Raw genomic sequence first — 9,246 nt, 5'->3', positions numbered from 1 at the left:
CGTGCTTGAGTTCACATCGTAGCTTGCTCTCGCGCCGCTGTAGCACGGGCCAGGCAAATAATCTTCGTGATCGTCCGTGTACATCTGCAAGGCCACCCCGGACTGTTTCAGGTTGGACATGCAACTGGCTTGGGTTGCTTTTTGTTTCGCTCGCGCCAAGGCTGGCAGCAGTAGGCGACTGAGAACGACGATGATACCAATGACCACCAGGAGTTCGATTAACGTAAACCCTTGACGACCTGTGCGGTGTGTAAAGTCTGGCTTTCGATTATGTCTCATACGTCTCTGCCAAACCTATCAGCAATCAATGCGCCAAGTATCTTGGTCTTTTGAGTCCTACGAAGGCGGGAAAACAGCCCGAACCATAAATCTGAAACGGTTATACTGATTAACAAATGAAATCACTTTTCGGCGCTACTGTTCAGTTTTGTTTACACCGTCAAGTCTCAGTGAAACGATCTTAGTAATAGGTACCTGTTAACGAATTAAACAGTCTGGACTGGAATCTGCGAGGCACTTTTGGAACGAACGAGATCGGGTTATAATTCCCACTGAGTGCCGGCATTGGGTGCTGCCCCCCAAAACAACAACATGGGCGTTTGCCGCCGGGCAGACTGGGTTCGGTGAAAGAATACGGCGCTCCTCCAGAAGCCGTGAGACGGTTTCCGCAGTGTGCGACTGGTCGTTGGGACGCAATTGCGTTGCGAAGTACGGATCGCTTCAGTACAAAATCGTCATGCGTTTTCCACGCCAGAACCGGTTTGTTTTGGTTTTCTTTTTTTTGTTGATATTTTGCAGTGTCATGGTGGTCCGACAATTTGACGTTCAAAAGGACAGGCATGTGCGACTGCGCGAGGCTTTCATTTCTTTACAAGCGAAGGGGTATGCGCAACAAGCGGGTCAGCTATATGATCGTTTGCTCCGCGACTTGGAGAAACAATCTGAAAGAACGCTTTTGGATGATCTGGAGAGAACGTTCCCATTGGTCGATCCGTCAAACCAGCATCCGGAGAGCCTCGTTTGGAAATTCCACTGGTCAGTCCGCAATGAACTGGAGAGAAGGTCGGAGAGAAACCTTGCGCGAGATCTCAAGATGGTCGAGGGAGAATAATTCCAATTGCCCTTGCATCGGAGCGGACGATCACTCGAATTCATACGCGCTCCACAATACATCGGCCGGTCGAACGAGGGGCATCGTATATGCGCGGGAGACGCTCCGCGCGGGTTTAAAGCCGGCTCACGTGCAAGTGAGCGCGCCACAGTAATCATGCAGGTTTTCGACAGTGCAGAAGGAAGAGCGGACGTGGACGGTAAATTTTTTCGCCTTTGCGGGAAGAAGTTCTACCTGAAAGGCGTGACCTACGGCCCCTTTGCTCCAAACGATCGCGGCGAGTTTTTTGCCTCGCCCGCACAAACGACAAATGATTTCCAACAACATCGTGAACTCGGAGCCAATTTGCTCCGCGTGTACTACGTCCCTCCGCGCTGGGTCTTGGATCTAGCGTTGGAACACGGTTTGAAGTTATTGATCGACATTCCGTGGGAAAAACATCGGTGTTTTTTGGAGGAACCCGCCTCGCAAAAGCACGCCCGGGAAACAGTTCGCCGGGCCGTGACCGATTGCAGGGCTCATCCTGCAGTTTTCGCTTACAGTGTGGTAAATGAGATTCCCGCGGAAATTGTGCGCTGGAGCGGCGTGAGGAGGGTCGAGTGCTTTATCGACCTTCTTGTTGAAGAAGCCAAGGGAATCGATGATAAAGCCCTGTGCACTTTCGCCTCTTTTCCTCCAACAGAATTCCTGCGGCCGCAGGGAATTGATTTCTGCAGTTTCAATGTTTACCTGCACCAGCTTGCCTCTTTTGAAGCGTACCTGGCGCGGTTGCAATCACTGGTTGGCGACAAACCACTGGTCCTCGGAGAATTTGGGTTCGACTCCAAGAGAGAGGGCGAAGGGCTCAAATGTGAGCTCCTGGCGTCACAGACGGAGGCTGCGTTCCGCGCCGGCGCGGCTGGAACGATAGTCTTCAGTTTCACGGACGATTGGTTCCGGAGTGGTCGGCAAATCGAAGATTGGGAGTTCGGTCTGACAACGCATGCACGCCAACCGAAAGAGTCGTTTCGTACAGTGCAAAAAGCGTACGCCGTTGCCCCCTATTTTCCATTACCGCGTTTCCCCAAGGTCTCTGTTATTGTCGCCAGCTACAACGGCGCGCGCACTTTGAAAGCCTGCCTGGATTCTCTGGCGCGTCTCAATTATCCCGAATACGAGGTGATTCTAGTGGATGACGGTTCCACTGATAACACTCTGGAAATCGCGTCGCTGTATCCTCAAGTCCGCTATTTGCGACAAGGCAACCAGGGCCTTTCTGTCGCTCGCAACACTGGCGTTGGCGCAGCTTCAGGTGAAATCATTGCTTTCACCGATTCCGACTGTCGAGCGGACGACGATTGGCTGCGATATCTTGTTGGCGACCTGTTGCGAGGGGACTACAAGGGAATCGGCGGACACAACTTCCTTCCTCCCGAGGATTCATCAGTCGCGGCAGCGGTGCTGGTGTCGCCGGGAGGGCCGGCGCACGTAATGCTCACCGACCGCGAAGCCGAGCACGTCCCGGGATGCAACATGGGTTTCTACAAATGGGCGTTGGATGACATCCGAGGATTCGATCCCGTATTCCGGAAGGCGGGCGATGATGTTGACGTCTGCTGGAGGTTCCAAGAACGCGGACACAAGATCGGCTTTAGTCCTGCAGGGTTCGTCTGGCACTATCGACGCTCGACGGTGAAGGCGTATCTAAAGCAGCAGAATGGTTACGGCGAGGCGGAAGCCTTACTGTTGCAAAAACATCCCGAATACTTCAGCGCGTTCGGTGGCGGTATCTGGCATGGTCGAATCTATTCGGCCTCGAAGTTCGGGGTCACGCTCAGCCGGCCCATGGTTTATCACGGTTTGTTCGGCAGCGGTTTTTTTCAGAAATTGTACACGCCTGCGCCGTCTTTTGCGCTCATGTTTTGCACGTCACTCGAATATCATTTGTTGATAAACCTTCCCCTGCTGGCCCTGTCGATTTCCTTTCATAAGCTTGCTCCAGTCGCGCTGGTCAGCGTTTTGACTTCGTTCGGCGTTTGTGTTGTGGCTTGCATTCAGGCTGAATTACCGAAAAAGAAACGGAAGTTCTGGTCCAGACCGCTTGTGGCGGTGCTTTTCTTTCTGCAGCCGGTCGTACGCGGGTGGGCCCGATACCGATGGCGTTGGGATATTCGCGCCAGACCGCAACCAAGGAGCGGTGCAGCCGACTCGGACGACCGCATTCATCAAAGTCAACTTGTTGAAACGAGTTGCTATTGGTCCAACGAAGGTGCCGACCGATATACCTTTCTGAACAGGATCCTGTCTGGGCTTGATCTGGGTGGCTGGCAAAGCAAATGGGACTCGGGTTGGAGCGCACATGATGTTGAAGTATTCGGCAGCCGCTGGAGTCGGGTACGCTTAACAACGGTCGCGGAGGAATTGAGCCACAACAAAAGATTTCTCCGCTGTCGTTTCAAGGCGACTTGGTCACTTCCAGCGTTATTCGCTTTTTGGCTACTGCTTTTCGGGGAACTTTTACTGATCAGCTTGTTCGCGTCTTTAGAACCCTGGCTTTGGATGATTCTGCTCGGGACGCCTCTGTTGGGGTGGTGTTTGGAAGATGAAAAACAGCACCAGCAGCAGTCGGTCGCTCTATTGGTCGATGAGATCGCGGGACAACTTAATCTTCAGAAATACGAGTTTAAGGAAAAAAACTGACCCGCAGACAAACGCTCCGGTCTTGCCGGTGCCGGTCTGCGCGCTGCCGATGCCATCGTGTCCGGCGAGAATCAACGGAATGGCGCGAAGTTGATTCGGCGTCGGCTCAATGTAGCCCCTTGCCTTGACACCTTCGACAACCGCCAGGGAAAGGCTCAATTTGGAAAACGGCATGGCGCAGACTCCCCGTGGCGATTTCAGGTCGCCAGCCTTTCTTTCACGACACCGGGACAACCCTCCATGTTCCCGCCGGCAGGAACCTGTTGCGCAGAAAACACGTTTCGATCGACGCGCAAGGGGTGACGTGTTACCCGAAACTGGACAAGGAGAGGTAGGATTGTTAAAGCGCTACTACGAATTCGCGTTGAGAAGAGACGATTCTCTTGTTAGGCGCAATCCAGACTGGGAACGCGTGCGCACCTATGTTGATCCGTAGGGAAACCCTTATAAAACAAAATCACCTCTCAAGGCGCCGGTGAGTATAGGATTGCGATTTGGAGCTGCGGCTAGTGTCGTGGACGAAACCGGGAAGGGTAAAGATGTGGTTTTGAATGATTTTTTGTTTCACTCTGAGCTTGTTACGCCGCCGACAAAATTTCTTCGATTGCCGCCGTCTCACCTCCGGAATTGCATTCTCGCTCCTGCCTGCCAATCCTAAGTGGCGAATGGGATTGACGGCATGGGCGCTTCACCACTCAAACTGGAAATGATTCCGCCGACCGGCGAGTGCCTCCTGCGCTTCGTCGGCGACCGCGTTCGTTTTACGTTGCGCGGCGCGGAAGGCGGGCCGGTGCCGGAGAATTGCCGCGCCCTGCTGCGAACCAACCTCGGCCGCGGGTCGGACCTGCGCCGGGAAATCATCACTTCGCGCGGCGGCAGAAGACCGATGACCGGCGCGTCGTGGCGTGACACCCCGATGCGACGTGAAAGCAACGAGTGGTCCATCGAGTTGACACTGGCTGAAGTCGGCTATTTCAAAGCCAAGGCTTACGCGGTTGACGGGCGTGGCTGGCAGATATGGCCGGAGGGGCCGGATGTTGGCGTGACGGTTCATCCGGACAGCTATCGCACCGCCAACACGATTTACTGCGCGTTTACACGGTTGTTTGGCGAAACAAAAGCCGCAGTGAGCGCCGTTGATCGTCACCAGGACGCGCAGTCGAAGCAGTTGGACAAACAGGGGCACACAGTCATCCCGCCTTCGGGCAAACTGCGTGACGTCATCAAGGAGCTGCCGCACATCGTTGATACGCTCGGCTGCCGCATTCTTCAGCTGCTGCCCGTCAATCCGACACCCACGACTTTCGCGCGGTTCGGCCGCTTCGGGAGTCCTTACGCCGGTCTCGACCTGACGGCGATCGATCCCGCGTTGATCGACTTCGACCGGCGAACGACCGGCGTCGAACAGTTCTGCGAACTGGCTTACGCGGTCCACGCGCACGGCGCGCGGTTGTTTCTCGATCTGGTCATCAATCACACCGGCTGGAGTTCCACGCTGCACGAACGCCATCCCGAATGGTTTTTGCGCAAGCCCGACGGCGCGTTCGCCAGTCCCGGCGCCTGGGGTGTGACGTGGGAGGATCTGGTCGAACTCGATCCCTGGCATCGCGCGCTCTGGGACGAACTGGCCGAGGCATTTCTCACCTGGTGCCGGCGTGGCGTGGACGGCTTTCGCTGCGACGCCGGCTACAAGGTGCCGATGCCGGTCTGGCAGTACATCGTTGCCCGCGTGCGTGAAGAATTTCCCGGAACCATTTTCCTGCTCGAAGGACTCGGCGGCGGTTGGACGGAAACGGAAGCGTTGCTGACCCAGGGCGGGATGCAGTGGGCCTACTCCGAGTTGTTCCAGGAATTCTCCGGGTCGCAGGTGGCCGGCTATCTCGACCATGCGCACAAGCAAAGCCGGCGCGTCGGCGTGCTGGCGCATTACAGCGAAACGCACGACAACGACCGGCTGGCAAAGAAGGGCCGCGCGTGGTCGCTTCTTCGCAACCGCCTTTGCGCGCTTGCCAGCGTGAACGGCGCGTTCGGTTTCACGTGTGGCGTCGAATGGCTCGCCTCGGAAAAAATTCTCGTGCACGGCCGATCCGGCCTCGCCTGGGGCAGTTCTGACAACATCATTCCCGAACTGGAACAACTGAACCGTCTGCTCACCGGGCATCCATGTTTCTTCGACGGTGCAAAGCTCACGCGGCTTAGCCCGGTCGAATCGCCGGTCTTGGCGTTGCAACGCATGTCCGCCGACGGCCAGGACGCCGTGCTGGTTCTGGTGAACACGGACGCGGAGAAACCGCAGGAGGCGCCCATTGCCATGGGCGATAATAAGGCGTCCACTCGCCAGCCTGTGGGCGCGAGCGGCGCGGCGGAGACACGACGCGCTCCTGCCGCCAGATTTGAAGACCTGCTTGGCCAGCCCGCGCCGAAGATCACAGCATCAAGTGATGGCAAACTGACCTTCGCTCTCGACCCCGGCGCCTGTTATTGCCTTTCGTTTGAGAAACGAACGGGAGACTTGGACGGTGGCGCGTATCGTCGCGCAAGCGCGCAAGCGGCCTGGGCCGTTGCCGCGTTGAGCGAAACAATCGAGCCCGAAAACATCGGGCCACATGACTGGCACGCGCTGGCCGCGCTCGTGGAAGAGGACGCACAGCGTTTTATGGGTTCGCTGGCGTACCTCGACCGACAGCTTGCCCGCACCGACATCGTCGCGGCTTTGAGGGCCGCAATGGCGCGAAATAAATTCCAGCAAGTTGTAACGTGGAGCCTGCTTGACCGTCGCCGCGTCACGCTTGTTCCGCCGGGCCACTGGTTGTTGATCCGCGACGATGCGCCGTTTCGCGCGACCTTGCAACCTGGCGCGCGCGCGGCGCAACGACGGGAATCCGTCGCCGCCGGAAAAGGTCACGTAGCCTGCTTTCCGCCGCGCCCCATCGCAGGCGATGCGGAGCTGTTTCTGGAACGATACGGCATCACCGACCAGCGGGTTTGCGGGGCGGTTCGATTTCTCTCCTCAACGCCGGGAACTCCGAAATCCGAAATGCGGGAGTTGAACTCGAAGGTCGTCCTGCTGACCAACGGCACTGGCGGCATGGCGCGATTATGCGCCGATCTGGGACGCATCACTTCGAAATACGACTGTCTGCTCGGAGCAAACCTGAATTCGAGCGTGCCGGTGGACCGGCACATTTTCGCCAAACGCATCCGGGTTTGGGCAAATGCAAACGGATTTATTTCCGCACTCGATGCCGGCAACCTCGCCGCGTTCGAGCCGGGACCGCCGGCGCGCTGGCGGTTCGCGGCCAACGCCGGCGACGGATGCACCGTCGAGATTGAGATGTCCTCAGGGATGATCGCGGGACAGAACACGACCTTGTTGTGGCTTGGTTACAGCGCGGACGCGACGAAGCGCGTACCTCCGGGGAGTGTGAGACTGACCGTGCGCGTGGACATCGAGGACCGGAACTTCCACTCGGAAACGAGACGCAACGACACCACGGAGAATCATTTTTCCGGAAACACCCGACCGATGCCAGATCGGCCGGGTTTTGAGTTCACGCCGGCGCCGGACAGGCAACTCCGCGTGCTCAGCGATACCGGCGAGTTTCACCCCGAGCCGGAGTGGTGTGAAAACATTCCGCATCCGGTCGAAGCGAGCCGCGGCCAAACTGCGAGTGGCGACGCCTACAGTCCGGGCTGGTTTGATTTGCCGCTGGTCCAGGGTGAAATTGTGACGCTCGTCGTCACTGCGGAAAAGGACGTTCCGGGTCCCGGGTTGCGGATTCCCCCATCGGACGCGACGAAAGGCCCCGGTGACGACGCGTTCGCCTCGCGACTTCTGCAGGCGGCGAAAGCGTTTGTTGTCCGGCGAGGCGGGGGAAAAACCGTCATCGCGGGATATCCTTGGTTTCTGGACTGGGGCCGTGACACGCTGATTTGCTCACGCGGGCTGCTCGTGGCCGGAATGGTCGAGGAGGTGAAACAAATCCTTCTGACCTTCGCGCGGTTCGAAGAAAAGGGAACGTTGCCCAACACGATCCATGGCGAGGATGCGTCCAACCGGGACACCTCGGACGCGCCGCTGTGGTTCGGCGTGGCCTGTGAAGAGATCGCCGTCCCGTGTGGAAACAGTTTTTATTCAACCACTGTGGATCAGAGGGGCCGCGCGATCGCCGACGTGCTGCGCAGCATCGCGACGCATTACCGCGACGGCACGCCGAATGGCATTCGCATGGACCCCGAATCCGCGCTGCTGTGGAGTCCGGGCCATTTCACCTGGATGGACACCAGTTTCCCGGCCGGCACGCCGCGCGAGGGCTTCCCGATAGAAATCCAGGCGCTGTGGATTCGTCTGTTGAAGCAAATGGAACGAACCGGCGCGAAAACCGACGGTGAACCGTGGGGCACGCTGGCCGATCGCGCGGAGGCATCATTGCAGAAATATTTCTGGCTGGACGTGAGCGGTTACTTCGCGGACGCGCTGTTGGCGAAACGCGGTGAACCGGCATCAAGCGCCAGGGTGGACGACGCACTCCGCAGCAACTGCCTGTTCGCGATCAGCTTGGGACTCGTCGCCGGTGAACGCGCCCGCCGCTGCATTGATGCGGCCCTGAAATACCTTGTCGTGCCCGGCGCGCTGCGATCGCTGGCGCCACTGCCGGTTTCGCTGCCGCTCCCGATTTTTGGCAGCGATGGCCGGCTGCTGAACAATCCGACCGAACCGTATTGCGGACGTTACGAGGGCGACGAAGACACGCACCGCAAACCGGCATATCACAACGGCACGGCGTGGACATGGACGTTTCCTGTGTTCTGCGAAGCACTGGCACGCGCCTGGGATTTCGCGCCGGAAGCGGTCGCGGCGGCAAAGGCCTATCTCGGGAGCATGGGACGGCTGATGGAGGAAGGCTGCCCGGGCCAGGTTCCGGAGATCCTCGACGGCGATGCGCCGCATCAGCAGCGCGGTTGCGATGCGCAGGCCTGGGGTGTAACGGAAGCGTTGCGGGTGTGGATGCTACTTCGTTGAGGAGGCGATGACGGTTTCCTTGTCAATCCCATAGCGCTCAAGGACGCGTTTGGTCGCTGCTTCGAGCGTCGCGGCGTCGAGGACGAGGCGCTGCAACGTGTCGCCTTTCATGAATTCAAGTGTGTGGAAACCGTTCACGGGCTTTTGGAGCGCCTGCTGCAAGTCCTGGAGGTAATTCACTTTCCGGCCGTTCACTCTTTCAAGCACAAGCTGGCGCGATTCCTGGTAGCCGAGGTTGTAAATGTCAGGCAGCACCTGCGACAGAATCACGATTGCGGGACGTTCCGGCGACGGGTCCTGGTTGCGGAAGTAGGCGAGCCGGAAGGGGGCGCGCCGTTCCCAGTCCTGCCCCCAACTGCGAAGGAAATTCTTCGTCAACGGCTGAAACACCAGGCCTCCGGCGATCACATATTCCGGTTCCTGGTCGAAGGGC

The 9,246-nt window shown here is 58.1% G+C and carries 6 protein-coding genes; 3 read left to right on the top strand and 3 right to left on the bottom strand.

Annotated features, from left to right (window positions below):
• The coding region (locus VN887_09900) for a type II secretion system protein (protein ID HXT40324.1) at window positions 1-279 on the bottom strand (279 nt) is incomplete at its 3' end.
• A gap of 457 nt (window positions 280-736) precedes the next feature.
• On the opposite strand from VN887_09900, the gene VN887_09895 reads away from it, so the two are divergent.
• Window positions 737-1,111: a hypothetical protein gene (locus tag VN887_09895; protein ID HXT40323.1), complete on the top strand. Its 375-nt coding sequence runs from the start codon at window positions 737-739 to the stop codon at window positions 1,109-1,111.
• A gap of 156 nt (window positions 1,112-1,267) precedes the next feature.
• Window positions 1,268-3,790: a glycosyltransferase gene (locus tag VN887_09890; GenBank protein HXT40322.1), complete on the top strand. Its 2,523-nt coding sequence runs from the start codon at window positions 1,268-1,270 to the stop codon at window positions 3,788-3,790.
• Here VN887_09890 and VN887_09885 read toward each other — a convergent pair.
• Window positions 3,725-3,964: a DEAD/DEAH box helicase gene (locus VN887_09885; protein ID HXT40321.1), complete on the bottom strand. Its 240-nt coding sequence runs from the start codon at window positions 3,962-3,964 to the stop codon at window positions 3,725-3,727. The two genes, VN887_09890 and VN887_09885, sit on opposite strands and share 66 nt — an antisense overlap.
• A gap of 505 nt (window positions 3,965-4,469) precedes the next feature.
• Here VN887_09885 and VN887_09880 point away from each other — a divergent pair.
• Window positions 4,470-8,813, top strand: a complete 4,344-nt coding sequence (locus VN887_09880) for an amylo-alpha-1,6-glucosidase (protein HXT40320.1) — start codon at window positions 4,470-4,472, stop codon at window positions 8,811-8,813.
• Here VN887_09880 and VN887_09875 read toward each other — a convergent pair.
• A partial coding sequence (locus VN887_09875; GenBank protein HXT40319.1) for a hypothetical protein occupies window positions 8,802-9,246 on the bottom strand: 445 nt, incomplete at its 5' end. The genes VN887_09880 and VN887_09875 overlap by 12 nt on opposite strands.

Origin of the sequence: Candidatus Angelobacter sp., from assembly GCA_035607015.1 — a bacterium.
In the GTDB taxonomy this organism is placed as follows: Bacteria; Verrucomicrobiota; Verrucomicrobiia; order Limisphaerales; family AV2; genus AV2.
This window is presented reverse-complemented; position numbering and strand designations above follow the sequence as displayed.

Coding starts and splice junctions, on each gene's coding strand:
- VN887_09895 (HXT40323.1), top strand. CDS start 737: ATGCGTTTTCCACGCCAGAACCGGTTTGTTTTGGTTTTCTTTTTTTTG.
- VN887_09890 (HXT40322.1), top strand. CDS start 1,268: ATGCAGGTTTTCGACAGTGCAGAAGGAAGAGCGGACGTGGACGGTAAA.
- VN887_09885 (HXT40321.1), bottom strand. CDS start 3,964: ATGCCGTTTTCCAAATTGAGCCTTTCCCTGGCGGTTGTCGAAGGTGTC.
- VN887_09880 (HXT40320.1), top strand. CDS start 4,470: ATGGGCGCTTCACCACTCAAACTGGAAATGATTCCGCCGACCGGCGAG.